Origin of the sequence: Streptomyces sp. NPDC048383 (assembly GCF_040651775.1) — a bacterium.
In the GTDB taxonomy this organism is placed as follows: Bacteria; Actinomycetota; Actinomycetes; order Streptomycetales; family Streptomycetaceae; genus Streptomyces.
In genome coordinates this window covers 23,759-50,220 of record NZ_JBEZKS010000012.1, presented here as the reverse complement: position 1 = coordinate 50,220, position 26,462 = coordinate 23,759, and the positions used below count along the sequence as shown (strand labels likewise).

The window sequence follows — 26,462 nt, the reverse complement described above, 5'->3', positions numbered from 1 at the left end:
GTCTCTCCTGGGCGGATCCGTACGGGCGGCGGCGCGTCGGAGCCGGCTTCGGCGCCGGGCACACCGCCGGGCACGCCCGGGTGGGGCGCGCCCGCAGTTTCCGTCCGACCGTCGCCGCCTGTCAACGGCCGTCCGGAAGCCGGCGGGGCGCCGGGCGGGTCCGCCGGAGCCTCAGGTCGACTCGCGGGGTACCACCAGGGCCGCCATCAGGTCGTGCCGTTCGGTGATCTCCGAGGGTTCGCGCACGGCCCGGTCCACCAGGGACGCCAGGTGGTCCCCGCTCGGCATCTCCAGGCGGACGGTGCTCAGCCGGGGCCGCAGCAACCGGCCGATGAGCAGGTCGTCGGCCCCCATGACCGCCACGTCCTCGGGGATCCGCAGGCCCGCGTCCTGGAGGGCGCGCATCAGCAGCATCGCGTACTCGTCGTTGTACGCGAAGACGGCGTCGAGGTCGAGCGAGGGCCAGCGGGCGGCGAGTTCCGCCGCCGACTCCTCGGTGTGGGCCAGCGCAACCTCCTGGACCACCTCCGCGCCCGCGACGGAGCGGGCCCCGACCAGGCGGGGTCCGGAGAACAGCTCCAGCCCCGCCTCCCGGGGGACGACCACGCCGATCCGGCGCCGGCCGCGCTGCACGAGGTGGGCGGCGGCCCGGGCGCCGATCTCGGCCTGGTCCATGACGAGCCCGTGCGCGCCGGGCACGCCGGCGGGCCCCAGGGTGATGACGGCGCGCGCGCCGGCCCGCTTGAGGGTGGCGACGTCGTGCGGCGACAGGGCGATCTCCCCGAGGGAGATCACGGCGACCGGCCGCAGCTCGGCCCAGGCGCGGGCGGCCTCGTCCCCGTTCAGGCCGAGGCTGCCGTACTGGACCACGGTGTAGTCCAAGCGGCGCAGGGCCCATTGCAGCTCGTTGAGGAAGGCGCTGTAGAGCGGGCCGACCGGCACGTGGGAGGTGGGCAGCAGGACGATCCGGGTGTGCCCGGCCCGCAGGCTGCGCGCGGCGGCGTGCGGGACGTAGCCGAGTTCCTCGGCGGCCTCCCGGACCTTGCGGCGGGTCGGTTCGCTGATCCGCACGGCCGCCGCGTTGTTGAGCACGTACGAGACCGTCGCGCGCGACACGCCCGCGAGGCGGGCGACGTCCGCGCTGGTCGGCACGTTCGGCGATTTCGATGACTGAGACATTGCCGTCGCATCCTTCCAGACCTGTTGCGCCCGGGGGCCGGCGGATGGCCTGAACCGAATGCGGGCGCGCCCGGGGGTGTCCGAGCGGCCGTCCTGCCCGCTACCGTCCTGCTACCGACGGGTAGGGGAGGTCCGGTGGCGGGTTCGTTGGACGTGGTGGGGTCGCCGGAAACGTCGCGACCGCCGGGGGCTCGCGGGGCACCGGGACTGCGGGACATGGCGACCGCGCTCGCCCGGGGTTCCGTCACCTCACGCGAGTTGGTCGAGGGATGTCTGGCCCGGATCGCGGCCGCGCAGCCCTCGCTCAACGCCTTCCGCCTCGTGCGCGCCGAGGCCGCGCTCGCCGAGGCGGACGCCGCGGACCGGCGCCTCGCCCGGGGGGAGCGACTGCCGCTGTTGGGTGTGCCGCTGGCGATCAAGGACGACATGGACCTGGCGGGCGAGCCGACCGCGTTCGGCTGCGCGGGGGACTTCCCGGCGCAGCGCACCGACAGCGAGGCGGTCCGTCGGCTGCGCGCGTCGGGGGCCGTGATCGTCGGCAAGACGCAGACGCCGGAGTTGGGGCAATGGCCGTTCACCGAGGGCCACGCCTTCGGGGCGACGCGCAACCCCTGGAACCCGGACCACACCCCCGGCGGCTCCTCGGGCGGCTCCGCGGCGGCCGTGGCCGCGGGGCTGGTGCCGGCCGCGCTCGGTTCGGACGGGGCGGGTTCGGTACGGATCCCGGCGGCCTGGACCCATCTCGTCGGGGTGAAGCCGCAGCGCGGGCGGATCTCCACCTGGCCCGCGCCCGAGTCCTTCCACGGGTTGACCGTCAACGGCGTGCTGGCCCGTACGGTCGCGGACGCCGCGCTGCTGCTGGACGCGGCGAGCGGCTCCGATCCGGGCGACCTGCACCGGCCCGCCCGCATCCCCGCGGCGGAGGCCGTGCTGCGTTCGCCGGGGCGGCTGCGGATCGCGCTGTCCTACCGGACGGCCTTCACCGCGACACCCAAGGCCCTTGATCCCGTGGTGCGTTCGGCGGTGGAGCGGCTGGCCGGACGGCTGGAGGCGCTGGGCCACGAGGTGGTCCCGGAGGATCCCCGCTACGGCCTCATCGGGCTGACCTTCGTACCCCGCGCGACCGTTGGAGTACGGGAGCTGGCGGCCCGGGTGCCCGATCCCGCGCTGCTGGATCCGCGGACGCACGGGGCGATGCGTACGGGGCGCCTGTTGGGCGGGCCCGCGCTGCGGGTCTCCCGGTGGGCCGAGCCGGCGCTGCGCCGCCGGGTCGGGGAGATGTTCGGCCGCTTCGACGTGGTGCTCACGCCGACCACGGCCACTCCCCCGCTGCGGATCGGCGCCCTGGCGGGCCTGGGGGCCATGGCCACGGACCGGGCGATGATCGCGGCGTGCCCGTACGCCTGGACGTGGAACGTGCTGGGCTGGCCCGGGGTCAACGTCCCGGCGGGCTTCACCCCGGACGGCCTGCCGCTCGGGGCCCAGTTGTTGGGGCCGGCGGACGCGGAGCCCCGGTTGCTGTCGTTGGCGGCACAGTTGGAGGCGGCGGAGGACTGGTCGGCGCACTGGCCCGCCCGCTGAGCCACGGGTCGGGGTCCGACGCGGCGGCCCCGGCCCGGCGCCCGTCGGAGGGACGGGCGGGGCGCGAGCGCGGCGCCGTCCGGGCCCGCGTCCGCGCGTCGCGGCGGTGACGGACCGGACGTGTTCCCGTTCGGGGTCCCGGGGCCAGTAATCTCGCCCGAATGACGGCACTTTCGCATCACGGCAACAGTCACGTCGAGCAGCCCGGCCGGGACGGGGTCACCGCCACCACGGAGGCGGATCCGTGTGCCACCGGGCCGGTGCGCACCGAGTACGCGCCCGACAGGGACGGGGATCCGGACCCGGGGGAGATCGTCTGGACCTGGGTTCCGTACGAGGAGAACGACGGCCGGGGCAAGGACCGCCCCGTCCTGGTCGTGGCCCGGGAGGCGGGTGGGCGGACGCTGCTCGCCGTCCAGCTGTCGAGCAAGCGGCACGACGCCGACGGGGAGTGGGTGCCGATCGGCTCGGGGCCGTGGGACTCGGCCGGGCGGGAGTCCTGGGTGGGCCTGGACCGGGTGCTGCGGGTCCACGAGTCGGGGATGCGGCGCGAGGCGTGCGCGCTGGACCGGGGACGGTTCGAGCTGGTCGTGGACCGCCTGCGGGAGCTCTACGGCTGGCAGTGACGGCGCCCCCACCCCGGGGCCCTGCCACCGCGGCCCTTCGCCGGGGACCCTGCGGTCAGCCCGTCAGCGGTGTTCCGAAGGCGCGGGCGAAGGCTTCGCGCGGGGCCGGGTCGCGGTCGAGCACGCCGAACACGACGTGCTCGAACGTCCCGGTGAAGCGTCCGGTCAGCAGGGCCCGGAAGGCCTCCGCGACCTGCGCCGGGTCGTTCCGGAAGACCCCGCAGCCCCAGGCCCCGAGGACCAGGCGCCGGTAGCCGTGCAGCACGGCGACCTCCAGGACCAGTTCCGCCCGCCGGGCCAGGACCGCCAGGATCTCGGCGACGCGTTCCGGTTCCTGTCGGCGGATCGTGCCCGCGTTCGGCGCCGGGGAGGTGAGGAAGCCCGCCCGGAAGGGCGTCTCCAGCAGTGCGGCCCGGTCATCGCGGAAGACGGGCACGCCGGGCGAGTGAATCACCCGGTCGGTGTAGAAGGTGCTCTCGGTCGCGCGGTGGACCTCGTAGTACGCGCGGGCCTCCAGCAGGGTCTCGTAGAGCGCCGAGGCGCGGCACAGCGCCTCCTCCTGGGCCTTGGCCCCGCGCACGTAGCCGCCCCCGGGATTGCGGGCCGAGGCGAAGTTCAGGACCGCCGTCGAAGCGGCCTCCGCGTCGTCGGCGGCGAGCCGGCGGGCGGCGACCGTACTGCTCTCCCCTGTCACCTCGATGACCGTCCGGGCTCCCCCACTGACGGACTGTTCGTCTGGAATGACCCGATTCGGTCCGTATATCGTGGTTCCCGCCTTGGCTTCCGCCACGGCGGCGGCAAGGGAAATCTGCCGCCCGGACCGCGTCCGGTACCCGCCGGCCGTCACGATCTGCGCGTTCTCCCGCGCGATTTCGCGCAATCTGCTCACGCCGCAAGCTTCGGGCCCCGCCCGGGGCAAAGCAAAGGAATTTGTGTCCCGAGGACGGGTAGGCACGGGTGACATCAAGGCCGACGACAGGAGACGAGGAAACGGTGATGCCGGAAATCCCGCCCGATCCGTTCGCCCAGGACTTCGATCACGCCCCCCTCACGGAGCCGGCCGCGGAGCACCTGGTGCACGGCATATGCTTCAAGACCGGACCGCCCCGACTGATCGGCACCGAGCTGGAATGGCTCGTGCTGGACGCCGAACGACCTTGGCTGCCACTGCCGCCCGAACGACTGGCGGCCGCCCACGAGGCCGCCTACGCCCTGCCGCTGCACTCACGGATCACCGTCGAGCCCGGCGGGCAGCTGGAGCTCAGCTCGGAGCCCGCCGCCTCCCTCACCGCGTGCGTGGACGACCTCCAGGAAGACCTCACCGCCGTACGCGCCGCCCTGGCCGCCCAGGGACTGGCCCTGCGGGGCGTCGGCCAGGACCCGCGCCGCCCCTTGCGGCGGCTGCTGAACAGCCCGCGCTACGACGCGATGGAGACCTACCTCGACCGTACGGGCCCGGCCGGCCGGGCCATGATGCGCTCCTCCGCCTCCGTCCAGGTCTGCGTGGACGCCGGTCACGAGGAGCCGGGCCCGCTCGGCTACGGCCGCCGCTGGCGGCTGGCCCACCTGCTGGGCGCGGTGCTGGTCGCCGCGTTCGCCAACTCGCCGGCGCGCGAGGGCCCGTACCGGGGCTGGCGGTGCGCCCGGCAGGGCATCTGGAACGACCTCGACACGCGGCGCTCCCTGGCACCGCCACTGGACGCCGAACCGCGGACCGGCTGGACCCGGCACGCCCTGGACACCGGGGTGATGTGCGTACGGTCCGAGGGCGACGGGCCGTGGCCGGTGCCGAGCGGGCTGACCTTCCGCGAGTGGCTGCGCGGCAACGTGCCCGCGGACGCCCACCCCGGCGGACTGCGTCCGCCCACCGCGCTGGACCTGGAGTATCACCTCAGCACCCTCTTCCCGCCGGTCCGGCCCCGCGGCCACCTGGAGCTGCGGATGATCGACGCGCAGCCCGGAACGGACGGCTGGCTGGTGCCCGCCGCCGTCGTGCACGCGCTCTTCGACGACCCGGAGGCCGCCGAGACCGCGTACCGGGTGTCCAAGTCGCTGGCCGACGCCTACGGCGGCCGGGCCGCCCCGCGCAATCCGCTCTGGCGCACCGCCGCCCGGGAGGGGCTCGCCGACCCCGAGCTGCGGTCGGCCGCGGCCGCGTGCTTCCTGGCGGCCCGCGAGGCGCTGCCGCGCCTCGGTGCGAGCACGCACGTACGCGACACGGTCGGTGCCTTCACCGAGCGCTACGTCCTGCGCGGTCGCTGTCCGGCCGACGAAGCCGAGGAGGACGACCTGTGGCAGCCCGCCGGGAAGGGACACCGCACATGAGCATCGACAGCCCGCACCGGAGCGCCGACCGTCCGGGCCGGAGCGCCGACCGCCCGCCCGGGAGCGCCGACCCCGAGGCCCTGCGCGCACGCGCCGTGGCCGCCCTGACCGCCGCGCGGGCGCGCACCGCCGCGCTGACGGACCCGGTGGACGACCGGGACCTGACCGCCCAGCACTCCCCCCTGATGTCGCCGCTCGTGTGGGACCTGGCGCACATCGGGAACATGGAGGAACTCTGGCTGCTGCGCCACGTGGCCGGGCGCGAGTCCCTGCGCCCGGAGATCGACCCGCTGTACGACGCCTTCGAGCACCCCCGCTCCGAACGGCCGAAGCTGCCGCTGCTCGGCCCGGCGGAGGCCCGCCGGTACGCGGCCGAGGTGCGGGGCCGGGTCTTCGACCTGCTGGAGAGCGTCCCGTTGGAGGGCACCGGGCTGCTGACCGACGGCTACGTCTTCGGGATGATCGCCCAGCACGAGCAGCAGCACGACGAAACCATGTTGATCACTCATCAGCTCAGGGCGGGCGCACCGGTGTTGACCGCCCCGGAGCCGGACCCCCCGCAAGGCCAGCCCCCGGGCGCGGCCGAAGTCCTCGTACCGGCGGGGCCGTTCACGATGGGGACCTCCACGGAGCCCTGGTCGCTGGACAACGAGCGGCCCGCGCACGTCCGCGACGTCGCGGCGTTCCTGATCGACACGACTCCGGTGACCAACGCCGCGTACCAGGCCTTCATCGCGGACGGCGGCTACCGGGAGCCCCGCTGGTGGGCGCCCGAGGGCTGGGAGCAGATCCGCGCCCACGCCATCGTGGCGCCGCTGTTCTGGCACCGGGAAGGCGACCAGTGGCTGCGCCGCCGGTTCGGGGTGACCGAGCCCGTACCCGCCGACGAGCCGGTGCTGCACGTCAGTTGGTACGAGGCGGACGCGTACGCCCGCTGGGCGGGGCGTCGGCTGCCCACCGAGGCGGAGTGGGAGAAGGCGGCCCGCCACGACCCGGCCGACGGGCGGACCCGCCGCTATCCGTGGGGCGACGCCGATCCGACGCCCGCGCACGCCAACCTGGGCCAGCGCCACCTCCGACCGGCCCCGGCGGGCGCCTATCCGGCCGGCGAGTCCCCGCTGGGGGTGCGCCAGCTGATCGGCGACGTGTGGGAGTGGACCGCCTCGGACTTCATGCCGTACCCCGGCTTCAGCGCCTTCCCCTACCGGGAGTACTCCGAGGTGTTCTTCGGCCCGGAGCACAAGGTGCTGCGCGGCGGTTCCTTCGCCGTGGACGCGGTCGCCTGCCGGGGCACCTTCCGCAACTGGGACCTGCCGGTCCGGCGGCAGATCTTCTCCGGCTTCCGGACCGCGAGGGACGCCTGATGTGCCGTCACCTCGCCTACCTGGGGCCGGAGGTGGCTCTGGGTCGGCTCCTCGACGAGCCCGAGCACTCCCTCGTACGGCAGTCCTGGGCGCCGCGCCGCCAGCGGTACGGCACGGTCAACGCCGACGGGTTCGGCGTCGGCTGGTACGCGCCGGGCGACCCCGTGCCGGCGCGCTACCGGCGGGCCGGGCCCGTCTGGGGCGACCTGACCTTCACCGACCTGGCCCGCGTCGTGCGCAGCGGTGCGGTACTGGCCGCCGTACGCGACGCCACGCTCCCGGGCGCGGACGGGGAGGCCGCGGCGGCGCCGTTCGCCTCGGGGCCCTGGCTGTTCAGCCACAACGGAGCCGTCCGCGACCATCCCGACTCCGTGGCCGGGCTCGCCGCGGCGCTGCCGCCCCGGGAGCTGCTCCAGCTGGCCGCCCGCACCGATTCGGCCCTGGTGTGGGCGCTGGTCCTGCGCCGGCTGCGGCAGGGCGACGACCTGGGCACGGCACTCGCCGAGGCGGTGCGCGAGGTGTCCTCGGCCGCTCCGGGCTCCCGGCTGAACCTGCTGCTGACCGACGGCGCGGCCATCGCGGCGACCGCTTGGGGCGACTCCCTCTGGTACCTCTCCGATCCGCCGGGCGGCCGCGCCGTCGTGGCGTCGGAACCGTACGACGACGATCCCCGGTGGTGCGAAGTGCCCGACCGGACCCTGTTGACCGCCACCCGTACGAGGGTCGCCCTGACCCCACTCAAGGAGACCACCCCGTGAGCGACTTCCAGTTGACCCGGACCCTCGACGAGAACGCCGCCGAGACGGCGCTACGCACGGACGTCCTGCGGGGGTTGACCGCCTCCCCCAAGGAGCTGCCGCCCAAGTGGTTCTACGACACCCGGGGCAGTGAGCTCTTCGAGGAGATCACCCGCCTGCCCGAGTACTACCCGACGCGCGCGGAGCGGGAGATCCTGTTGGAGCGGGCCCAGGAGATCGCGTCGGTGAGCGGGGCGCGCACCCTGGTGGAGCTGGGTTCCGGTTCCTCGGAGAAGACCCGGCACCTGATCGAGGCGATGCCCGCGCTGCGGACGTACGTCCCGGTGGACGTGAGCGAGAGCGCGCTGACCGGGGCGGCCGAGGCCCTGCTGGCCGAGCATCCGGGGCTGGACGTGCACGCGCTGTTGGCGGACTTCACGCAGCCGCTGCGGCTGCCGCAGTCGCCGGGCCCGCGGCTGGTGGTGTTCCTCGGCGGGACCGTCGGGAACCTGCGGCCGCCGGAGCGGGCCGCGTTCCTGGCGTCCGTCCGGGCGATGCTGTCGCCCGGGGACGCGCTGCTGATGGGAACGGACCTGGTGAAGGACGAGGCCACGCTGGTGGCGGCGTACGACGACGCCCGAGGGGTGACGGCCGAGTTCAACAAGAACGTACTGGCCGTCATCGACCGGGAGTTGGGCGCGGACTTCCACACCGCCGACTTCACGCACGTGGCGGTGTGGAACCGGGAGCAGGAGTGGATCGAGATGCGGCTGCGCGCCCGGTCGGCGGTGACGGTGAAGATCCGGGCCCTGGACCTGGTGGTGCCGTTCGAGGCGGGCGAGGAGATCCTGACGGAGGTGTCGGCGAAGTTCCGTCAGGAGGGGGTGCGCAGGGAACTCGCGGCGGCGGGGCTTGAGTTGACACAGTGGTGGACGGACGCGGAGGGACGTTTCGCGCTGTCCCTGTCGGTGGCGGACGGCATCGCGGGCTGATCCGTCCGGTGGGACGGTCGGCCGGGTGAGCGGCCGGCCGGCCGCGGCTGCGCGGGGATCGCGGGCAGCGGCGGCCGGGCGGGGGGCACGGACTCCGGCGCCGGGGCCAGGTCCTGCGGGAGGGGCCTCGGGGCCGGCCGCTCCGCCGGGACCGCTCGCGGAACCGGCGCGTCCGCGAGGACGGGCGCCGCGGCCGGCCGCTCCGTACCGGCGAGCACGGCGAGGCGGGCGGCCGCGGCGAGGTCCCGCCGGTCGGCGTACCGGCCCGCCGGGATCCGCGGCAGCAACCACAACTCGGCCCGTACGCCGCGGGCCCGGGCGATCCGCCAGAGGGAGGCGGTCAGCGGGTCGTCCCCGACGAAGGCGGGCGCCCCGGCGAGCTCCCCGTCCGGCAGCCGGTACCCGATCCGTACGGGATGTACGGGAACCCGCGCGTCCAGCGCCGACTGGAACGCGGCCCGCCGGAACGGGCCGTGGGCACGCCCGCACCAGGTGGAGCCCTCGGGAAAGACGGTGACCCGGTTCCCTGCCAGCAGGACCCGGGTGAGGGTGTCGACGGTGGCGGGCAGGGCCCGGATCCGGTCGCGTTCGATGAACAGGGTGCCGGCCCGGGCGGCGAGCCCGCCGACGACCGGCCAGCCGCGGATGTCGCTCTTGGCGAGCATCCGCGAGGGCAGGACGGCGGCGACGAGCGGGACGTCCAGCCAGGAGATGTGGTTGGCGACGATCAACCGGCCCCCGTCCGGCCCCGGAGCCCCGTGCACGGTGATCCGTACGCCGAGGGACCGGAGCAGGACGGTCGCCCAGGCGCGGACCAGGGCGTGGCGGGAGCGGGCCGGGAGCAGCCGTACCGGCGGGGCGGTCAGGACGGCGAGCAACAGCAGGGCCAGGGCGGCGGCCAGCCGCAGCACCGCGCGCGGGACGCCCGCGGCCCGCCCGGTGTGGGCGGCGCAGGCAGCGGGGGTACAGGGCCCGGTGGGCAGCCAGACGCTCATGCGCCCGGGGCGAGCGAGAGGAAGTGGTTCAGGTAGCGCGGGTTGGTCCGGCGCAGGGAGAGCAGGACGTACAGGTCGGCGCAGCCGAAGTGGGTGTCGAGGGCCGGCTCGCCGCAGACCCAGGCGCCGAGGCGGAGGTAGCCGCGCAGCAGCGGCGGCAGTTCCATCCGGCCGGGGGCGGTGATGCCGTCGGGGGTCCAGGGCAGGTGCGGAGTGACCCGGTACTCCTCGGGGGCGAGGTTGCGGGCCAGGACGGTCTCCCGGGTCGCGGCGGCCAGGACCCCGCCGTCGGCGAGCGGGACCGAGCAGCAGCCGGCGAGCCAGTTGTGGCCGGCGCGGTCCATGTAGCGGGCGAGGCCGGCCCAGACGAGGGCGATGACGGCGCCGTTGCGGTGGTCGGGGTGGACGCAGGACCGGCCGACCTCGACCAGGTCGGGGCGGATCGGGGCGAGCGCCGAGAGGTCGAACTCGCCCTCGGAGTAGAGGCGACCCGCGACGGCGGCGCGTTCCGGGGGCAGCATCCGGTAGGTGCCGACGACCTGCTCGGTCTCCTCGTCGACGACGAGGAGGTGGTCGCAGTGGGCATCGAAGGCGTCGGAGTCCAGGCCGGGCTCGGGCCCGTCCAGGCGGGCGCCGAGCTCTCCGGCGAAGACCAGGTGGCGCAGCCGCTGGGCGGCGCGCACCTCGTCCTCGTCGCGGGCGAGGCGGACGGTGTAGCGCGGGGCGCCGGCGGTGGGTGCGAGGGGGGACGGGGACAGGGGGGCGATGGTCATGGCTGCTCCTGATCCGGGCACGGGGTGCCGGGCCGCAGGTGGCGGACCCGGCTCCTCTACTTCTTCCGTGACCGGCTGGATTCGACATGACCGCTCAGCGGCCCTTGGATGTGCGGACGCTGAACTCGGCGCTCGACGACGGTGAGCGACGGCAAGGCTCGGCGGGAGGGCTCGGCCGGAGCGCCCGGCCGGGGCTCAGCGGTCGGAGCTGAGCACCTGGCTGATCGTGTCGGAGGCGTTCCTCGCCGCCTCCTTGGGGTCCTGGCCGGTGAGCACGGCCGTCATGTACGGCTTGATCGGGTTCTTGGCCTCCAGCTCGGCCCATCGGGCGGACTTGGGGGTGGCCCGGCCCTGGGCGGCGCCGGGGGCCATGTTCGCGGCGCCCTCGTTGCCGTCGACGAGGTGCGCGAGGGTGGTCTTGTTCGGTACGTAGCTCATGCTGCGGGCGAGCTCGGTCTGCCACTTCTCGCTGACCAGGGCGGTGATCAGGTCCACGGCGCGGGTGCGGTTCTTCGTCCGCTCCGGGATGATCAGGTCGGATCCGCCGGTGAGGACCGCGCCGGCCTTGTCCGAGGTCTTGCCGGGTATCGGGAAGAAGCCGAGCTTGCCCTTGAGCTCCGGGTTGGCGGCTTCGATCCGGGCGGCCTGACCGGGCGGGCCGATGATCTGGGCCACCTGGCCGCGGGCGAAGACGTCGGACTGCGGGGGCGTCTCCTCGTCGGCGTCCTTGGGACCGTCGCCGAGCCCTTGGAGCTCCTTGTAGAACTCCATCCCGGCCAGCGCCTTCTCGTCGTCGAGGGCGCCGATCCACTGGCCGCTGGTCTCGACGGCGAGCTCGCCGCCCTCGTCCCAGATGAACCCGGCGAGGACGTACCAGTTCTGACCGGGCAGGTAGATGCCCTGCTGGTCGCCCTTGTCGAGCTTCTGGGTGGCGGAGATCCACTCCTGGCGGTTCTTGGGGGTGGTCTTGATCCCGGCGGTCGCGAAGAGGTCCTTGTGGTAGATCACCACCCGGTTCGCCGCGTACCAGGGCACCCCGTACTGGGCGCCGTTGACGCTGCCGGGGTCGGAAAGGCCCTTGAGCCAGTCCTTGCTGCCCCATGCGCGCAGGCCTTCCAGGGTCACCTCGGAGAGGCCGCCGGTCTCGACGTACTGGGCGACCTGGGTGTTGCCGACCTCGATGACGTCGGCGCTCTCCTTGCCCTTGCCGGCGAGCACGGCGTTGACCTTCTCGCCGATCCCGGTCCACTCCTGGATCTTCACTTCCAGGTCGACGCCGGGGTGCCCCTTCTCGAAATCGGCGGTGAACTTCGCGATGAAGTCCTCCGAGGCGCTGCCCTTCATCAGCCAGAGCGTCACCTTCTCGGACCCTTCGGCCGACCCTCCCACCAGACTGCAGCCGGTGAGGGCGGTCGCGGCCGCGAGGGCCGTGCACACGGCAAGGAAGCGCATCTTCAAGGGGTCACCTTCTGGGGATTGTTCTCAGATGGCTTGAAATTGGCATAGACCAATGGGTGGGTCAAGGGCCTTTCACCCGGGATTGTTCACGCAAAGTTCGCGGACCTGCCCGTACTGGGGCACCTTGGAACAAGGCATCACGACGACCGGCGGGAGAATCCATGTCCAACCACACCTACCGGGTGACCGAAATCGTCGGCACCTCCACCGAGGGCATCGATCAGGCCATCCGGAACGGCGTCTCGCGCGCGGGCCGGACGCTGCGCAACCTCGACTGGTTCGAGGTCACGCAGATGCGCGGGCACATCGAGAACGGCGAGGTGGCGCACTACCAGGTCGGCCTGAAGGTCGGCTTCCGCCTCGACGACGAGGAGGCGTGAGCGCGCGCGGGGGGCTGGGCTGAGGAGCGGGCCCGCGGGCGGCCGTACGCCGGAGCCTGGCGGGCCGCTCAGGTACGGGCCGGGGGGTACGCGGCGGTACCCCGGCCCGCTCAGGTGCGGCCCTCGCCCTCCTGGGCGGCCTTCAGCTCCGGCGCGTCCGCCGCCCAGTTCGCGAGGACGACCCGGAACCCGGCGGCGCGGGCCGCCTGGCAGACCAGCTCGTCGTCATCGACCAGCATCCGCACCTCGCGGCCGCGCGCGATCCGCTTCAGCACCTCCAGCTTGGTCTGCCGCGCCGGGCGGCGGTCCTGGTTCCCGCGCATCCACAACCGGCCCTCGGGCAGCCCGTGTCGGGCCAGCCAGGCGACGGTGTCGGCCCGGCAGCGTTCCGGCCGGCCGGTCAGGTACACGACCTCGCAGTCCGTCGCGCTCTCCACGGCCAGCGCCACCCCGCGCGCGAGCGGCGGATCGGCCGGAGCGGCGCCGAAGAACCCGTCCCAGTTCCGGGGCCGACCCTCCAGGAAGTGCTGCCGGTGCGCGGTGTCGGCGAGGGTGTTGTCGAGGTCGAAGACGGCCAGCGGGCGGTGGGACGCGTTCTCGGTCATGACCGCAGCCTAGGCCGCCCCTACGACACCCGAGGAGGCCCTCGCGGCAGCCGGGGCGTCGCGGCCACCGGGGGGCCGGGGAGGCGGGCGCGCGGGCCGGGAAGGCGGGCGCGCGGGCCGGGGAATCCTCGCCGCCGCCCGGTGTTGAGATGGGTGTGATCCGAAGAATCTCGATACTCGACCGGTCCCGCACCCGCGAGGGGCATCCCGCCCCGCAGGCCCTGCGCGACACCGTGGAACTCGCCCGCACCGCGGAACGGCTCGGCTACCACCGGTTCTGGGTGTCGGAGCACCACAGCGTGCCCGGGGTGGCGGGCTCCGCGCCGACCGTCCTGGCCGCCGCCGTGGCCGCCTCCACCCGCCGCATCCGCGTCGGTACCGGCGGGGTCATGCTGCCCAACCACCAGCCGCTGGTGGTCGCCGAGCAGTTCGGGGTGCTGGAGGCCCTGTTCCCCGGTCGGATCGACATGGGCCTCGGCCGTTCCGTCGGCTTCACCAACGGGATCCGCCGGGCCCTGGGCCGCGACACCACCGACGCCGACCGCTTCGAGGAGCAGCTGGCCGAGCTGCTCGGCTGGATCGACGGCACGCAGCGGGCCCACCCCGAGGTGCACGCCCGACCGGCCGAAGGGCTGCGGATCCCGGCCTTCGTCCTGGCCACCGGTGAGGGCGCCGGCATCGCGGCCCGGGCCGGGTTGCCGATGGTGGCGGGAGACCTGCGCGGGCGGGAGCGGCTCGTGGAGACCGTCGAGCGGTACCGCGAGGAGTTCCGGCCGTCCGCCCTTGGCGGCGAGCCGTACGTCGTGGTCTCCGGGACGGTGGCGGTCGCCGCCACGGAGGAGGCCGCGCGGCGCGTCCTGCTCCCGGAGGCGTGGGCCGTGGCCCATTCGCGGACCCGGGGCAGTTTCCCGCCCCTGCGGCCCGCGGAGGAGGTGGAAGCGCTGGAGATGACCCCGAAGGAGCGGGAGCTGTACGAGGGCGCCCTCGTAGGGCACATCGCCGGTACGGAGGAGCAGGTCGCCGCCGAGTTGGCCCTGGTCGCCGAGCAGACGTGCGCCGATGAGCTGCTGGTCACCACCTCCACCCACGACCGCACCGCCCTGCTGGACACCTTCGACAGGCTGGCCCGGATCGCGGGCCTCTAAACTGGGGCGAATGCACCACTCCCCCGATCCCGAGACCCGTACGACGCCGGACGCGCCCGACCCCTGCGTACGGGTGCGGGGCGCCCGCGAGCACAACCTGCGCGGGGTCGACGTGGACATCCCGCGCGACACCCTGACCGTCTTCACCGGCGTGTCCGGCTCCGGCAAGAGCTCGCTGGCCTTCGGCACCCTGTACGCGGAGGCGCAGCGTCGCTACTTCGAGTCCGTGGCCCCGTACGCGCGCAGGCTGATCCACCAGATCGGCGCCCCGAAGGTGGACTCCGTGACCGGGCTGCCGCCGGCCGTCTCGCTTGAGCAGCGGCGTTCCTCGCCGGGTTCGCGTTCCTCGGTGGGGACGGTGACCCTGTTGTCGAACTCCCTGCGGATGCTGTACTCGCGGGCGGGCGCCTATCCGCCGGGGGCGCCGCGGCTCGACTCGGACTCCTTCTCCCCCAACACGGCCGTCGGGGCCTGCCCTTCCTGTCAGGGGCTCGGCCGCGTCCACCACACCCGCGCGGAACTCCTCGTGCCCGACCCCGATCTGTCGATCCGTCAAGGGGCCATCGCCGCGTGGCCGGGTGCTTGGCAGGGCAAGAACCTGCGGGACATCCTGGACGCACTCGGGTACGACGTGGACGTGCCGTGGCGGGAACTGCCGGAGCGGGACCGTGAGTGGATCCTGTTCACCGAGGAGCAGCCGGTGGTCACGGTGCACCCGGTGCGGGACGCCGACCGGATCCAGCGGCCCTACCAGGGCACCTACATGAGTGCCCGCCGCTACGTGATGCGGACCTTCTCCGACACCAGGAGCGCCACCCTGCGGGCGCGCGCCGAGAGGTTCCTCACCGACTCGCCGTGCCCGGTGTGCGCGGGTCGCCGGCTGCGGCCGGAGGCGCTGGCGGTGACGTTCGCGGGCCGGACCATCGCGGAGTTGGCGGCGCTGGCACTGACCGAGCTGGACGGCGTCCTGGCCGGCGCCGATCTGCGCGACGAGGCGGCGCGGGTGCTCGCCGAGGACCTGCGCTCGCGCATCGCCCCGGTCACCGAGCTCGGTCTCGGCTACCTGAGCCTGGACCGGACCGCGCCCTCGCTCTCGGCGGGCGAACTCCAGCGGCTGCGGCTCGCCACGCAACTGCGGTCGGGGCTGTTCGGGGTGGTGTACGTCCTGGACGAGCCGTCGGCGGGGCTGCACCCGGCCGACACCGAGGCGCTGCTGACCGTGCTGGACCGGCTCAAGGCGGCCGGGAACACCGTCTTCGTGGTGGAGCACAGCATGGACGTGGTGCGGCACGCGGACTGGCTGGTGGACGTCGGGCCGCTCGCCGGGGAACACGGCGGGCAGGTGCTCCACAGCGGCCCGCCGCGGGAGCTGGCCGGGGTGCGCGACTCGGCGACGGCCCGGCACCTGTTCGCCGAACGCGGGCCCGCCGAGCCCCGGCCGGTACGGACGGCGACCGGGACCGTACGGCTGACGGGCGTGGACCGGCACAACCTGCGGGGCGTGGACGCGGAGTTCCCGCTCGGCGTCTTCATGGCGGTGACCGGGGTGTCCGGGTCGGGCAAGTCGACGCTGGTCGGACGGGCTCTGGCCGAAGAGGTGGCCGGGCGACTGGCGGAGCCGGACTTCCCGGTCCGGCGGCTGGTGGAGGTGGACCAGAAGCCGATCGGACGTACCCCGCGGTCCAACCTGGCCACGTACACCGGCCTGTTCGACGTGGTGCGCAAGCTGTTCACCGCCGCCCCAGAGGCGCGGGCGCGGGGGTGGAAGGCGGGCCGGTTCTCCTTCAACGTGACGGGGGGTCGCTGTGAGACCTGCCAGGGCGAGGGCTTCGTATCGGTGGAGCTGCTGTTCCTGCCCAGTACCTATGCCCCGTGCCCGCAGTGCGCGGGTGCCCGCTACAACTCCGAGACGCTGGAGGTCCGTTACGGCGGTCTGAACATCGCCGAGGTGTTGGGCCTGACCGTGGAGTCGGCGGGGACGTTCTTCGCGGAGGTACCGGCGGCGGCGCGCGCCCTGCGGGCCCTGGAGGACATCGGGTTGGGGTACCTGCGGCTGGGCCAGCCCGCGACGGAACTGTCGGGCGGCGAGGCGCAGCGCATCAAACTCGCCACGGAACTCCAGCGGTCGCGCCGCGACCACACCCTCTACCTGCTGGACGAGCCGACGACGGGGCTGCATCCGGCCGATGTGCGGGTGCTGTTGCGGCAGTTGCACGGGCTGGTGGACGCCGGGCATTCGGTGGTGGTGGTGGAGCACGACATGGAGGTGGTGGCGGGCGCGGACTGGGTCGTCGACCTGGGCCCGGGCGGTGGCGCGGAGGGCGGCCGGATCGTCGCGGCGGGTACTCCGTCGGAGGTGGCCGACTCCCCCACCGGCCGGACCGGCCCCTACCTGGCGCGCACCCTGGGCCGGTAGGGAACGTCCGCGCGGGGCAGCCGCTACACGTCGCCCGGGAGCAGGTGTTGCGGGTGCTCGCGGAAGGACCAGGCGCCACGACTGCGGGTGAACACCCAGACGAGGTCGTAGCGGTCGGGCCAGGTCGCGGGGACACCGAGGACGTGCTGCGCGCCGAGGCCGCGGATCAGGGCGGGCAGTCCGGTGTGTTCCCAGCAGATGAGTACGGGCATCGGGGCGGCCAACGCGGCGTGGATCAGGGCCTGTTCCGCGCCGAGGGCGAACCCGGAGCGCACGGGGGTCTTCAGCGCGGTGGCGAGCGGCGCCAGCGTCTGGCGGCAGCGGGCGGGCGCGGTCGCCGGGCCGCCGGTCGCGAACAGGGCGCCGGGCCGGGGCAGCGAGGCCCTCGGGGCCAGCGCGAAGAGGCGGGGCAGTTCCTCGGCGCGGCGCCGGCCGCGGCCGGCGAGGAAGCCGGGGTCCTCGTTGCCCTCGTCGTCCTCACCGGTGTCCCCGGCATAGGGCTTCTCCGCGTGCCGGATCACCATGACGAGGGCGTCCTTCGCGGAGGACGGCGGTCCGGGGGCCGGCGGGGCCGGCTCGTCCCGCGCGGAGCACCCGGCCACCGCGAGGGGGGCGAGGGCGGCGGCCAGTACGGTGCGACGGCGCGGTCCGGTCCCGGCGGGGGCTTGTGGCATGGGGCCACTGTCGCCGACCGGCCGGGCACGGCCGCGGCGCGGCGCGGCGGACGGCCCGTACGAGCGCCCGGTCGGGCGATCGGCTCGGCCGATCGGCCCAGAACGGGGGTTGGGGCGCCCGTACGGGGGCATGGGGCGCGGGCGGGTCGGGGGCCGCACGGGGTGGGGCACACGGGGGCGGGGCCCCCGCGCCGGCGCGGGGCCGACGGCGACGGCGACAGCGGCGGCGACGGCGGTCAGGTCTTGCGGATCGCCCGGAGCCACTCCTTGTTCATCGCGGCGATCGACGGCAGCGGGATGCCCTTGGGGCAGGCCGTGGCGCATTCGCCGGTCAGGGTGCAGCCGCCGAAGCCCTCGTCGTCCATCCGAGCCACCATGTCCAGCACCCGGGTCTCGCGCTCCGGAGAGCCCTGCGGGAGCACGTTGAGGTGGTTGACCTTGGCGGAGGTGAACAGCATCGCCGACCCGTTGGGGCAGGCCGCCACGCAGGCTCCGCAACCGATGCACTCGGCGTGCTCGAAGGCCAAGTCGGCGTCGGGCTTGGGCACGGCGGTGGCGTGCGCCTCGGGGGCCGCGCCGGTCGGCGCCGTGATGTAGCCGCCGGCCTGGATGATGCGGTCGAAGGCGCTGCGGTCGACGACGAGGTCCTTGACCACCGGGAAGGCCGAGGCCCGCCACGGCTCGACGTCGATGGTGTCGCCGTCGGCGAAGGACCGCATGTGGAGCTGGCAGGTGGTGGTGCGCTCGGGGCCGTGGGCGTCACCGTTGATGACGAGGCTGCACGCGCCGCAGATGCCCTCGCGGCAGTCGTGGTCGAAGGCGACCGGGTCCTCACCGCGCAGGATGAGTTCCTCGTTGAGGGTGTCGAGCATCTCCAGGAAGGACATGTCCTTCGAGATGCCGTCGACCTCGTAGGAGGCCATCGCGCCGGGGGCGTCGGCGTTGCGCTGGCGCCAGACGCGCAGGGTGAGCTTCATGCGTAGCTCCGCTGTGTGGGGTGGACGTACTCTAAGACGAGGTCTTCCTTATGCAGGACGGGTGCGGCTCCGGTGCCCCGGTACTCCCAGGCGGCCGCGTAGCCGAACTCCTCGTCGCGGCGGGCCGCTTCGCCGTCCGGGGTCTGGGACTCGACGCGGAAGTGACCGCCGCAGGACTCGGCGCGGTGGAGGGCGTCGAGGCACATCAGCTCGGCGAGTTCCAGGTAGTCGACGACCCGGTTGGCCTTCTCCAGCGACTGGTTGAACTCCTCGCCGCTCCCGGGAACCTTGATGCGCCGCCAGAACTCCTCGCGGATCTCGGGGATCCGGGCGAGCGCCTTGCGCAGTCCTTCTTCCGTTCGGGCCATCCCGCAGTACTCCCACATGAGTTCACCGATCTCGCGGTGGAAGGAGTCGGGGGTGCGGTCGCCGTCGACGGCGAGCAGCTTGGCGAGGCAGTCGCGGGTCTCGCGGACGGCGGCCGCCGCCTCCGGGTGGCCGTCGTCGACCTCGTCGTGGTGCGGGTGCCGGGCCAGGTAGTCGTTGATGGTGGACGGCAGCACGAAGTAGCCGTCACCGAGGCCCTGCATGAGCGCGGAGGCCCCGAGGCGGTTGGCGCCGTGGTCGGAGAAGTTGGCCTCGCCGATCGCGAACAGGCCCGGGACGGTGGTCTGGAGGTCGTAGTCCACCCACAGTCCGCCCATCGTGTAGTGGACCGCCGGGTAGATCCGCATGGGGACCTCGTACGGGTTCTCCGCGGTGATCCGCTCGTACATCTCGAAGAGGTTGCCGTACTTCTCGGCCACCTTGTCCTTGCCCATGCGGCGGATGGCGTCGGCGAAGTCCAGGTACACGCCCTGGCCGCCCGGTCCGACGCCGCGCCCCTCGTCGCAGACGTTCTTCGCGGCACGGGAGGCGATGTCGCGGGGGACGAGGTTGCCGAAGGAGGGGTAGATCCGCTCCAGGTAGTAGTCGCGCTCCGCCTCGGGGATCTCGACGGCGAGACGGGTGTCGCCCTGGGCCTTGGGGACCCAGATCCGGCCGTCGTTGCGGAGGGACTCGCTCATCAGGGTGAGTTTGGACTGGTGGTCGCCGGTGCGCGGGATGCAGGTGGGGTGGATCTGGGTGAAACAGGGGTTGGCGAAGTGGGCGCCGCGCCGGTGCGCCCGCCAGATGGCGGTCGCGTTGGAGTTCATGGCGTTGGTGGAGAGGTAGAAGACGTTGCCGTAGCCGCCGCTCGCGAGGACCACCGCGTCCGCGTAGTACGTGGAGATCTTCCCGGTGATCAGGTCGCGCGCCACGATGCCGCGGGCGACGCCGTCCACCGTGATCAGGTCGAGCATCTCGGTGCGGGCGTGCATCTCCACGTTGCCGGCGGCGATCTGCCGGGACAGGGCCTGGTAGGCGCCGAGCAGGAGCTGCTGGCCGGTCTGGCCGCGGGCGTAGAAGGTGCGGGAGACCTGGACGCCGCCGAAGGAACGGGTGTCGAGGAGGCCGCCGTACTCGCGGGCGAAGGGGACGCCCTGCGCCACGCACTGGTCGATGATCTCGACGGAGATCTGCGCGAGGCGGTGGACGTTGGACTCGCGGGCGCGGAAGTCGCCGCCCTTGACGGTGTCGTAGAAGAGGCGGTGTACGGAGTCGCCGTCGTTGCGGTAGTTCTTCGCGGCGTTGATGCCGCCCTGCGCGGCGATGGAGTGGGCGCGGCGCGGGGAGTCGGAGAAGCAGAACTGGACGACGTGGTAACCCTGCTCGGCGAGGGTGGCGCCGGCCGCGCCGCCGGCCAGGCCGGTGCCTACGACGATGATCCGGTGCTTGCGCCGGTTCGCCGGGTTGACCAGCTTGGCCTCGAAGCGGCGCCGGTCCCAGCGCTCGGCGATGGGGCCCTCGGGGGCCTTGGTGTCGGCGATCGGCTCGCCGGTGGCGTAGTCCGCGTACGACGTGTGCGGGTCGTGGGATCCGTTGGGGTCGTGGGACCCGTGGGGTCCGGTGTGCGCGGGGGTCTCGTGTGCGCTCATGGTCAGCTCACCACTCCGGTCATGACGGCGACGGGGACGGACACGAAGCCCGCGAAGAGGACGAGGGCCAGGGCATTGGCCAGGAACTTCAGGGTCCGGTCGCGCCGGGCGTTGCCCGCGCCGAGGGTCTGGGCGGCGCTCCAGAAGCCGTGGCGGACGTGCATCCCGAGCGCGGCCATCGCGACCAGGTAGATCGTGTTGCCGTACCAGGTGGAGAAGGTGGCGAGGACGTTCTCGTACGGGTGGCCGGCCCAGGCGCGCTCGTTGACCGTGAGCGTGGTCAGGTCGAGGAGGTGCCAGACGATGAAGAGGGCCAGGATGACGCCGCCCCAGCGCATGGTGCGGGTGGCGTAGCTCGCCCGCCGGCGCTTGTGGGCGTACTTCACCGGGCGCGCCTTGATGTCGCGGCGGCTGAGCTGGTACGCGCAGACGGCGTGGGCGACGACCGCGGCGACGAGCACCACGCGGACGATCCACAGCGCCCACTCGTGGTGCAAGAAGGGGGACCCGAGGGTGCGGAGCCAGTGGGCGTAGCCGTTGAACTCGTCCGCCCCGAAGAAGATCTTGAGGTTGCCGAGCATGTGCACGACGAGGTAGCCGAGCATGATCAGGCCCGATGCCGCCATCACGGACTTCTTGCCGACGGTGGAGTCCCAGAGCGTGCGCGTGGTGGACGGCCGTCGATCCGTCCGCGTTGCCAGAGCCATGACGTCGACGGTAAGGACTTAAGTCCCGAAAGGTCCAAGACATGGTGGAGCTGATCGCGATAGGCATTGCCTATCGACGGGGCTAGGCTGGCGACATGCAGTTCCAACAGCTCGTGTACTTCGTGGCCGTCGCCGAGACCCGGCACTTCACCCGGGCCGCCGAACGGGAGCACGTGGCCCAGCCCTCCCTGTCGCAGCAGATCAAGGCTTTGGAACGGGAGCTGGGGGCCGAGCTCTTCAGCCGGGTACGGGGCAACATCGCCCTCACCGACGCGGGCGAGGCCCTGCTTCCGCTGGCCCGCCGGATCCTGGCCGACGCGGATACGGCACGGCTGGAGGTGCAGGAGTTGGCGCAGCTGCGCCGCGGACGGGTCCGGCTGGGAGCCACCCCGAGCGTGTGCACGGGCATGCTGCCGGCCGCGCTGCGCGCCTTCCACACCGCACACCCGGGCATCGAGCTGTTGATCGAGGAGAGTGGTTCGCTGGACCTCGTACGGGAGCTCGCGCGCGGGCTCCTGGACCTGGCCCTGATCACCCTGCCGCTGCCGCCGTCGGCGCCCGCCCTGACCACGGTGGAGTTGCTCACCGAGGACTTGCTGGTGGTTTCCTCGGCGGACCTCCCGCCCCCGGCGGGCGGGGGCGAGCTGACCATCGCCGATCTGCGGGACGAGCCGATGGTGATGTTCCGCCACGGCTACGACCTGCGGGACCTCACCGTGGGCGCCTGTCGGGCGGCGGGCTTCGAGCCGACGTTCACGGTGGAGGGTGGCGAGATGGACGCGATCCTCGGCTTCGTCCGCGCCGGGCTCGGGATCGCGGTGGTCCCGGCCATGGTCGTCGAACACGGCGGCCCGGGCCTGCGCGCGACCCGCCTCGCGGGCTCACCCCTGCGCCGCACGATCGCCCTGGCCCACCGCACGGACGTCGCACCCCCGCGTGCGGCTCGCGAGCTGAAACGCCTCCTCCTGGGCTGACGCCACCCCGGCCGAGGCAACCGGGCGCCGGGGCCGCGCCCGAGACACCCGGGGTCCTCGGGGCCACCCCGGACACCCGGACCGTTGCGGCCGGCCGCCACCGAAGTGGGTCCACAGTCGACCTCCCGCCGCGCAGGGCAGCCCTCACCCCCTCCGCCCTCGCTGTTCCCCGGTGCCGCGTCAGGTGCCCCGTTGCCGCGTCAGGCCGGGCGTATCGGCAGGGCGGAATCGAGGCCGTGGGCGAGCATCGTGAACGCGCGGTCCGCGTCGGCCACCGCGGCCGGGTAGGCCTCGTCGGCGCTCTGACCGGCGGCGAGCCGACGCCAGTTCTCCCGACCCAGCTCGTGACGCACCGCGACCAGGTGCACGGCCGCCAGCCGCGCGGTGAGCGGCGCCACGGCCTCCGATTCCAGGGCTTCGGCGAGGAGTTCCACCTCCCGGTCCGAGTAGTGCGACAGCCGCAGCTCCAGGCTGGGAGTGCCGTAGAGGAGCCCTTGGAAGGCGAGGACGTTCGGGTGGTCGCAGAGCCCGGTGATCGGGTCCCGCTCGGCGAGGGCGGCCAGGAAGTGCGCGTGGACCGCCCCGACCGGACTGCGGTCGGCGGACCGTTCGCGCACGATCCGTGCCGCCTCGTCCTGATGGTCGGCGAACCGGTCGAGAACCAGGTCCTCCTTGCTGGGGAAGTACCGGAACAGGGTGGGTTTGGACACCTCCGCCGCCGCTGCGACATCGGCCACCGATACGGCGTCGAAGCCCCGCTCCAGGAAGAGTTCCAGCGCCGTGGCCGCCAGCTGGCGGCGCGTACGCAGTTTTTTGCTCTCGCGCAGACCCGTCGTGTTTTCCATGCCCACACCGTAGCACGAAATATTGACCAAGTAACTTTCCTTACTTGGTTGCTTTTTCTCCGTCGGCGCGCTTTCCTGGAACCCGGCGACAACGAGAGGACGACCGATGACCGACGTACTGATCGTGGGCTCCGGCCCGACGGGACTGACCCTGGCCTGCGGGCTGGCCCTCAACGGCGTTGACGTGCGCGTCGTCGACCAACGCACCGGCCCACACCGTGAGTCCCGGGGAAAGAGCCTCAATTCGAGCAGCCTGCGGGTCCTCGAACAGCTGGGGGTCGCCGCGAGGATGACGGCCATCGGCACGGCGGACCTGGTGTTCCGCAAGTACTTCGACGGTGCCCACATCAGCGATACCCCCTTCACCGACGCCCTGTTCCTGGGGCAATGGCAGATCGAGGAGGTACTGCGGGAGCGGCTCGCGGAACTCGGCGTGCGGGTCGAGTACGGGACCGGGATCACCGGGATCCACCAGGACGCGGACGGGGTGACGGCGCAACCGGCCGGCGGCCCGGCCCTCCGGAGCCGCTACCTCGCGGGGTGCGACGGTGGCCGCAGCACGACGCGCAAGCTGCTCGGCATCCCCTTCGAGGGCAGCACCGAGGAGCAGTCGATGATGGTCCTCGGTGACGTGAGCGCCCCCGGGCTGAGCCGCGAGTACTGGCACCAGTGGTTCACTTCGGACGGCGCGGCCATGCTGCTCTGTCCGATACCGGGGACCGACTCCTTCCAGCTCCAGGCCTCGCGGGAGCTCGACCCCGACGGGGAGCCGTTGCCGCCCTCCCTCGAAAGCTTCCAGCGGCTGTTCGACCGGCACGCCCGGATGCCGGGGGTCGAACTGGCGGATCCCACCTGGATGTCGACCTGGAGGGTCAACGTCCGCATGGCCGCGCGGCTGCGGTAGGGCCGGGTCTTCCTCGCCGGGGACGCGGGGCACGTCCATCCCATCGCCGGCGGGCGGGGCATGAACACCGGGGTGGAGGACGCGGCGGCCCTCGGCCGGGCCCTGACCGCCGGCCTGAGCGCGCCGTCCGGAACGGTACGGGAGGAGTTCCTGGCCCGGTACGAGGCGGAGCGGCTACCGGTTGCGGCCGAGCTGCTGGCCGACACGACGGAACGGCTGGAGCGGGTCCTCGCGGCGGTGCGCGAGCCGGGCCGGGGAACGGAGGCGGCTCTGCGCTGACCGATACCGAAGGCGAAGCCGACCGTGCCCCGGACAGCACGGACCGGCGGCCGTCGGGACGCCGAACCCACCGGCCACCCCCAACACCCTTGCTGACCACCACGCCAACGGCCGTCCGCCCCTCGGCTCCTCGGGGGCGGCGGTGCACCGGGGCCGCGCCAGGCCTCGGCCGGAATGGAGCCGGCCACGTGAGGGCGCCGGCCAGGTGGGGTGCCGGTCAGGTGGGGGTGGGGACCGCGTCGGAGAGGGAGAGGGTGTGGATACGGTCCGGGGAGCCGGGACGGGCGTAGTACCAGCCCTGGGCCGTGTCGCAGCCGAGGTCGCGGAGCTGGGCGGCCTGGACCCCGGTCTCCACGCCCTCGACCGTCACGGCCAGTTCTAGGCTGTGGGCCAGCGCGACGATGCCCTCCACGATCTTGACGTCGACGGGGTTGGCCGGCTGCTGCTGCATCCCCTGCGTGAAGGAGCGGTCCAACTTCAGGACGCTGACGGGGAGGCGGCGCAGGTTGGCGAGGTTCGAGTAGCCGGTGCCGAAGTCGTCCAGGGCGATGTCCACGCCCAGGGCGGCGAGCCGCCGCAGCGGTTCGAGGAGCTCGTCGTCGGCCCCTATCAACGCCGACTCGGTGACTTCCAGGCACAGCGCGCCCGGAGCCAGGCCCGAGCTCTCCAGGACCCGTACCGTGTCGGCGACCAGGCCGGGGTGGTGGAGCTGGGTCGGGGACAGGTTGACATTGACGCGCAGGCTGGAGCCACCGTGCTGGAGCTGCCAGCGCCGGGCCTGCCGGACGGACTCCTCCAGGACCCAGCGGCCGAGCGGCACGATGAGCCCGGTCCGTTCGGCGAGCGGGATGAACCGGTCGGGGCCGAGGACCCCGTACTGGGGGTGCGACCAGCGCACCAGCGCCTCCGCGCCCCGCACGCTGCCGTCGTGCATGTGCACCAGGGGCTGGTACTCGATGAAGAACTCACCGCGTTCCAGCGCGGCGGGCAGCGCGTTGGTCAGGCCGTGCCGGGTGATCGCGCGGGCGTCGGCCTCCTCGTCGGCGAACTCGAAGCGGTTCCCGCCCGCGGCCTTGGCCCGGTACATGGTGATGTCGGCGCTGCGCAGCACCTCCGCCGCGGTTCGTGCGCCGGCCCGGCCCTCGACGATGCCGATGCTGCCCCGCACGGTCAGCTCCCGGCCCTCCAGCCGGATCGGCGTGGACAGGGCGGAGAGGATCCGCACCGCCAGGTCCGTCACCTTCTCCTCGTTGTCGGCGGCGGGTCCGGTGGTCAGGGCCACGAACTCGTCCCCGCCCAGCCGGGCCACCACCTCGCCCGGTCCGGTCGCGCAGCTCTGCAGTCGGTCGGCGACCTCCACCAGGAGCCGGTCGCCCGCCGAGTGGCCCAGGCTGTCGTTGACCGCCTTGAACCCGTCGAGGTCGAGGTAGCACAGGCCGAAGCTGCTCGCCCCGCCCGCGCTCAAGGCCTTCTCCAGCCGCTCGAAGAAGAGCGTCCGGTTGGGCAGCCCGGTCAGCGCGTCGTGGGTCGCCTCGTAGCGCAGCCGCAGGTTCAGCAGCCGGCGTTCGGTGGTGTCCTCCATCAGGGCCAGCTGGTACTGCGGGGTGCCGTCGGTGTCGCGCAGCAGGGACACCGTCAGGTTGGTCCACAGGACGGTGCCGTCGTGCCGGTAGTACGGCTTCTCCACCCGGTAGTGCTCGCGCTCCCCGCGCACCAGCTCCCCGTACATGCGCCACACGTGCGGGGTGTCGTCGGGGTGTCCCCACTCGCTGACGTTGCGGCCCCGGACGTGCCCCTCCAAACCGCCGAACATCTGCAGCAGGGTGTCGTTGACCTCCAGGACGTTGCCCTCCAGGTCGGCGATTCCGATCCCGATGGCCGCCCCCTCGAAGACCGCCCGGAAGCGTTCCTCGCTGGCGTGGAGGGCCTGCTGGGCGTCGCTGCGGGCCGTGAGCGCGGAGCGGGCGATGGCCTCCTGCTCCTTCAGGGTCCGCTCGCGCAGCGCGCGGGCGAAACCGGCCGCGATGCCGTGCTGGAGGCGGGCACACCGGGACCGGTACTCCTCGGTGCCCTCCGTCCCGGAGCCGTCGGGCCCGCAGTAGAGCACGAGGTAGGACTCGACCACGCCGAGAGTGCCGGCCAGGGCTTCGGGGTCGGTGCAGTGCACGGCGACGAGTTCGGCGCCCACCCGCTGGGCGACCGAGGCGTCGAAGGGCCGGGCGTGCAGGGCCTCGGTGAGGGTGCGGGTGAGCGGTACGAGGTGCAGTTCGAACTCGGGCCGGGTCAGCGAAGTGGCCGTGACGGGGAAGATCGCCCGCCCCCAGATGGTCGCGAAGCGCCCGATCCGGTCCTCCAGCCCGCTGCGCGGCTCGCGCAGTGGCTCCCGCCCCGGGACGGGGCCGGTCGGCTGCGCGGAGGCGCCGGCCGGGCCCGGGGCGGTACCGAAGGCGACGGCCTGCGGGAAGGCCCGACCGGTAGGCGCGGGCGGCGGTGTGGGAGCGGGAAGTC

General features: G+C 73.4%; 22 protein-coding genes and 1 pseudogene. 11 read left to right on the top strand and 12 right to left on the bottom strand.

What is annotated here, in order from left to right:
• Nucleotides 1-171: 171 nt before the first annotated feature.
• Nucleotides 172-1,179 carry a LacI family DNA-binding transcriptional regulator gene (locus AB0D46_RS11300; protein WP_362877048.1) on the bottom strand — a complete coding sequence of 336 codons (1,008 nt, stop codon included), beginning with the start codon at nucleotides 1,177-1,179 and terminating at the stop codon, nucleotides 172-174.
• Nucleotides 1,180-1,335: 156 nt separating this feature from the next.
• On the opposite strand from AB0D46_RS11300, the gene AB0D46_RS11295 reads away from it, so the two are divergent.
• Together AB0D46_RS11295 and AB0D46_RS11290 are read left to right on the top strand one after the other, a co-directional pair.
• On the top strand, nucleotides 1,336-2,760 hold the full coding sequence (locus AB0D46_RS11295) for an amidase (RefSeq protein ID WP_362877138.1): 1,425 nt from the start codon (nucleotides 1,336-1,338) through the stop codon (nucleotides 2,758-2,760).
• A 161-nt stretch (nucleotides 2,761-2,921) separates the two neighbouring features.
• Nucleotides 2,922-3,386, top strand: a complete 465-nt coding sequence (locus AB0D46_RS11290) for a type II toxin-antitoxin system PemK/MazF family toxin (RefSeq protein WP_362877047.1) — start codon at nucleotides 2,922-2,924, stop codon at nucleotides 3,384-3,386.
• Between the two features lie 55 nt (nucleotides 3,387-3,441).
• Here the strand turns inward: AB0D46_RS11290 and AB0D46_RS11285 are convergent, their stop codons facing one another.
• Nucleotides 3,442-4,275: a TIGR02452 family protein gene (locus tag AB0D46_RS11285; protein ID WP_362877046.1), complete on the bottom strand. Its 834-nt coding sequence runs from the start codon at nucleotides 4,273-4,275 to the stop codon at nucleotides 3,442-3,444.
• A 107-nt stretch (nucleotides 4,276-4,382) separates the two neighbouring features.
• Here AB0D46_RS11285 and egtA point away from each other — a divergent pair, with 107 nt between their 5' ends.
• Genes egtA through egtD form a run of 4 tightly spaced genes read left to right on the top strand, consistent with a single transcriptional unit; the run spans nucleotide 4,383 to nucleotide 8,804 of the window.
• Nucleotides 4,383-5,711, top strand: a complete 1,329-nt coding sequence (gene egtA / locus AB0D46_RS11280) for an ergothioneine biosynthesis glutamate--cysteine ligase EgtA (protein ID WP_362877045.1) — start codon at nucleotides 4,383-4,385, stop codon at nucleotides 5,709-5,711.
• Entirely contained in the window at nucleotides 5,708-7,075 is a 1,368-nt protein-coding gene (egtB, locus tag AB0D46_RS11275; RefSeq protein WP_362877044.1) for an ergothioneine biosynthesis protein EgtB, read from the top strand. The genes egtA and egtB overlap by 4 nt, the downstream gene beginning before the upstream one ends.
• Nucleotides 7,075-7,833, top strand: coding sequence for an ergothioneine biosynthesis protein EgtC (egtC, locus tag AB0D46_RS11270; RefSeq protein ID WP_362877043.1), 759 nt, complete (start codon nucleotides 7,075-7,077; stop codon nucleotides 7,831-7,833). The genes egtB and egtC overlap by 1 nt, the downstream gene beginning before the upstream one ends.
• Nucleotides 7,830-8,804 (top strand): L-histidine N(alpha)-methyltransferase, encoded by a 975-nt coding sequence (gene egtD, locus AB0D46_RS11265; protein ID WP_362877042.1) that lies wholly within the window; start codon nucleotides 7,830-7,832, stop codon nucleotides 8,802-8,804. The genes egtC and egtD overlap by 4 nt, the downstream gene beginning before the upstream one ends.
• On the opposite strand, the gene AB0D46_RS11260 is transcribed toward egtD, so the two are convergent.
• From AB0D46_RS11260 to AB0D46_RS11250, 3 genes are all read right to left on the bottom strand, one after another.
• Nucleotides 8,687-9,799: a 1-acyl-sn-glycerol-3-phosphate acyltransferase gene (locus tag AB0D46_RS11260; RefSeq protein ID WP_362877041.1), complete on the bottom strand. Its 1,113-nt coding sequence runs from the start codon at nucleotides 9,797-9,799 to the stop codon at nucleotides 8,687-8,689. The two genes, egtD and AB0D46_RS11260, sit on opposite strands and share 118 nt — an antisense overlap.
• Entirely contained in the window at nucleotides 9,796-10,572 is a 777-nt protein-coding gene (locus tag AB0D46_RS11255) for a GNAT family N-acyltransferase (protein WP_362877040.1), read from the bottom strand. Before AB0D46_RS11255 ends, AB0D46_RS11260 begins: the two co-directional genes overlap by 4 nt.
• Nucleotides 10,573-10,767: 195 nt before the next feature.
• Entirely contained in the window at nucleotides 10,768-12,024 is a 1,257-nt protein-coding gene (locus AB0D46_RS11250; protein ID WP_362877039.1) for an extracellular solute-binding protein, read from the bottom strand.
• 167 nt (nucleotides 12,025-12,191) lie between these two features.
• On the opposite strand from AB0D46_RS11250, the gene AB0D46_RS11245 reads away from it, so the two are divergent.
• Nucleotides 12,192-12,410: a dodecin gene (locus AB0D46_RS11245; RefSeq protein WP_362877038.1), complete on the top strand. Its 219-nt coding sequence runs from the start codon at nucleotides 12,192-12,194 to the stop codon at nucleotides 12,408-12,410.
• Between the two features lie 110 nt (nucleotides 12,411-12,520).
• Here the strand turns inward: AB0D46_RS11245 and AB0D46_RS11240 are convergent, their stop codons facing one another.
• Nucleotides 12,521-13,015, bottom strand: a complete 495-nt coding sequence (locus AB0D46_RS11240) for a hypothetical protein (RefSeq protein WP_362877037.1) — start codon at nucleotides 13,013-13,015, stop codon at nucleotides 12,521-12,523.
• A gap of 149 nt (nucleotides 13,016-13,164) precedes the next feature.
• On the opposite strand from AB0D46_RS11240, the gene AB0D46_RS11235 reads away from it, so the two are divergent.
• Both AB0D46_RS11235 and AB0D46_RS11230 read left to right on the top strand, forming a co-directional pair.
• Nucleotides 13,165-14,160, top strand: coding sequence for an LLM class flavin-dependent oxidoreductase (locus tag AB0D46_RS11235; protein ID WP_362877036.1), 996 nt, complete (start codon nucleotides 13,165-13,167; stop codon nucleotides 14,158-14,160).
• A 10-nt stretch (nucleotides 14,161-14,170) separates the two neighbouring features.
• Nucleotides 14,171-16,576, top strand: coding sequence for an excinuclease ABC subunit UvrA (locus AB0D46_RS11230; RefSeq protein WP_362877035.1), 2,406 nt, complete (start codon nucleotides 14,171-14,173; stop codon nucleotides 16,574-16,576).
• A gap of 23 nt (nucleotides 16,577-16,599) precedes the next feature.
• On the opposite strand, the gene AB0D46_RS11225 is transcribed toward AB0D46_RS11230, so the two are convergent.
• The 4 genes from AB0D46_RS11225 to AB0D46_RS11210 form a co-directional block, all read right to left on the bottom strand.
• Entirely contained in the window at nucleotides 16,600-17,250 is a 651-nt protein-coding gene (locus tag AB0D46_RS11225; RefSeq protein ID WP_362877034.1) for a hypothetical protein, read from the bottom strand.
• Nucleotides 17,251-17,486: 236 nt separating this feature from the next.
• Nucleotides 17,487-18,227 (bottom strand): succinate dehydrogenase/fumarate reductase iron-sulfur subunit, encoded by a 741-nt coding sequence (locus tag AB0D46_RS11220; RefSeq protein ID WP_362877033.1) that lies wholly within the window; start codon nucleotides 18,225-18,227, stop codon nucleotides 17,487-17,489.
• Nucleotides 18,224-20,245, bottom strand: a complete 2,022-nt coding sequence (locus AB0D46_RS11215; RefSeq protein ID WP_362877032.1) for a fumarate reductase/succinate dehydrogenase flavoprotein subunit — start codon at nucleotides 20,243-20,245, stop codon at nucleotides 18,224-18,226. Before AB0D46_RS11215 ends, AB0D46_RS11220 begins: the two co-directional genes overlap by 4 nt.
• Nucleotides 20,246-20,247: 2 nt before the next feature.
• Nucleotides 20,248-20,952, bottom strand: coding sequence for a succinate dehydrogenase cytochrome b subunit (locus AB0D46_RS11210; protein ID WP_362877031.1), 705 nt, complete (start codon nucleotides 20,950-20,952; stop codon nucleotides 20,248-20,250).
• A gap of 95 nt (nucleotides 20,953-21,047) precedes the next feature.
• Between AB0D46_RS11210 and AB0D46_RS11205 the strand changes: the two genes are divergently transcribed.
• Nucleotides 21,048-21,926, top strand: a complete 879-nt coding sequence (locus tag AB0D46_RS11205) for a LysR family transcriptional regulator (protein ID WP_362877030.1) — start codon at nucleotides 21,048-21,050, stop codon at nucleotides 21,924-21,926.
• Nucleotides 21,927-22,126: 200 nt separating this feature from the next.
• Here AB0D46_RS11205 and AB0D46_RS11200 read toward each other — a convergent pair whose 3' ends face one another.
• A complete protein-coding gene (locus AB0D46_RS11200) occupies nucleotides 22,127-22,771 on the bottom strand; it encodes a TetR family transcriptional regulator (RefSeq protein ID WP_362877029.1) in 645 nt (214 codons plus the stop codon).
• Nucleotides 22,772-22,877: 106 nt separating this feature from the next.
• Between AB0D46_RS11200 and AB0D46_RS11195 the strand changes: the two are divergent.
• Nucleotides 22,878-23,954 (top strand): annotated as a pseudogene (locus AB0D46_RS11195) (FAD-dependent monooxygenase).
• A gap of 217 nt (nucleotides 23,955-24,171) precedes the next feature.
• On the opposite strand, the gene AB0D46_RS11190 reads toward AB0D46_RS11195, so the two are convergent.
• Complete coding sequence (locus AB0D46_RS11190) at nucleotides 24,172-26,331, bottom strand: EAL domain-containing protein (protein ID WP_362877137.1); 2,160 nt, start codon at nucleotides 26,329-26,331, stop codon at nucleotides 24,172-24,174.
• Nucleotides 26,332-26,462: the final 131 nt, after the last annotated feature.

Excerpts from the sequence above, each read along its gene's own strand:
- AB0D46_RS11260 (WP_362877041.1), bottom strand. The coding sequence starts at position 9,799 with ATGAGCGTCTGGCTGCCCACCGGGCCCTGTACCCCCGCTGCCTGCGCC.
- AB0D46_RS11215 (WP_362877032.1), bottom strand. The coding sequence starts at position 20,245 with ATGAGCGCACACGAGACCCCCGCGCACACCGGACCCCACGGGTCCCAC.
- AB0D46_RS11300 (WP_362877048.1), bottom strand. The coding sequence starts at position 1,179 with ATGTCTCAGTCATCGAAATCGCCGAACGTGCCGACCAGCGCGGACGTC.
- AB0D46_RS11200 (WP_362877029.1), bottom strand. The coding sequence starts at position 22,771 with ATGGAAAACACGACGGGTCTGCGCGAGAGCAAAAAACTGCGTACGCGC.
- AB0D46_RS11235 (WP_362877036.1), top strand. The coding sequence starts at position 13,165 with ATGGGTGTGATCCGAAGAATCTCGATACTCGACCGGTCCCGCACCCGC.
- AB0D46_RS11230 (WP_362877035.1), top strand. The coding sequence starts at position 14,171 with ATGCACCACTCCCCCGATCCCGAGACCCGTACGACGCCGGACGCGCCC.
- AB0D46_RS11240 (WP_362877037.1), bottom strand. The coding sequence starts at position 13,015 with ATGACCGAGAACGCGTCCCACCGCCCGCTGGCCGTCTTCGACCTCGAC.
- AB0D46_RS11225 (WP_362877034.1), bottom strand. The coding sequence starts at position 17,250 with ATGCCACAAGCCCCCGCCGGGACCGGACCGCGCCGTCGCACCGTACTG.
- AB0D46_RS11250 (WP_362877039.1), bottom strand. The coding sequence starts at position 12,024 with ATGCGCTTCCTTGCCGTGTGCACGGCCCTCGCGGCCGCGACCGCCCTC.
- AB0D46_RS11245 (WP_362877038.1), top strand. The coding sequence starts at position 12,192 with ATGTCCAACCACACCTACCGGGTGACCGAAATCGTCGGCACCTCCACC.
- egtB (WP_362877044.1), top strand. The coding sequence starts at position 5,708 with ATGAGCATCGACAGCCCGCACCGGAGCGCCGACCGTCCGGGCCGGAGC.
- AB0D46_RS11220 (WP_362877033.1), bottom strand. The coding sequence starts at position 18,227 with ATGAAGCTCACCCTGCGCGTCTGGCGCCAGCGCAACGCCGACGCCCCC.
- egtA (WP_362877045.1), top strand. The coding sequence starts at position 4,383 with ATGCCGGAAATCCCGCCCGATCCGTTCGCCCAGGACTTCGATCACGCC.
- AB0D46_RS11205 (WP_362877030.1), top strand. The coding sequence starts at position 21,048 with ATGCAGTTCCAACAGCTCGTGTACTTCGTGGCCGTCGCCGAGACCCGG.
- AB0D46_RS11290 (WP_362877047.1), top strand. The coding sequence starts at position 2,922 with ATGACGGCACTTTCGCATCACGGCAACAGTCACGTCGAGCAGCCCGGC.
- AB0D46_RS11210 (WP_362877031.1), bottom strand. The coding sequence starts at position 20,952 with ATGGCTCTGGCAACGCGGACGGATCGACGGCCGTCCACCACGCGCACG.
- AB0D46_RS11255 (WP_362877040.1), bottom strand. The coding sequence starts at position 10,572 with ATGACCATCGCCCCCCTGTCCCCGTCCCCCCTCGCACCCACCGCCGGC.
- egtC (WP_362877043.1), top strand. The coding sequence starts at position 7,075 with ATGTGCCGTCACCTCGCCTACCTGGGGCCGGAGGTGGCTCTGGGTCGG.